Source organism: Metallosphaera javensis (ex Hofmann et al. 2022) (assembly GCF_022064045.1).
GTDB lineage: Archaea > Thermoproteota > Thermoprotei_A > Sulfolobales > Sulfolobaceae > Metallosphaera > Metallosphaera javensis.
The window spans coordinates 1-233 of record NZ_JAKNCW010000081.1 but is presented as its reverse complement, the minus strand read 5'-3'; the positions used below and the strand labels follow the sequence as shown (position 1 = coordinate 233).

The 233-nt window shown below is 76.4% G+C and carries 1 protein-coding gene; it reads right to left on the bottom strand.

Going from position 1 to position 233, the window contains the following annotated elements; genetic code table 11:
• Positions 1-43: 43 nt before the first annotated feature.
• Positions 44-233 (bottom strand): hypothetical protein (locus L3N51_RS12480; RefSeq protein ID WP_238027530.1); only part of this gene is annotated, 190 nt, incomplete at its 5' end.

Here is a 233-nt window from a genome sequence, read left to right as displayed (position 1 = left end):
GCCCCGGTCGTGGCCGCCCGCCCCCCGGGGCGGGGGAGCGTCTTCAGTGTCCGCCCACGATGGCGATGCCGCGGAACTGGCCGGCCTCGCCGCTGTCCTGGGGGCGGGCGTAGCGGGTGGGGTCGAAGCGGTGCAGCAGCTCGGCTTCGCGTCGCCGGGCCTGCGCCACCTCGCGCGCCTTGACATGGCCGTAGCCGCGCATGGACTGCGGCAGGGTCAGCAGTTCGGTGGCC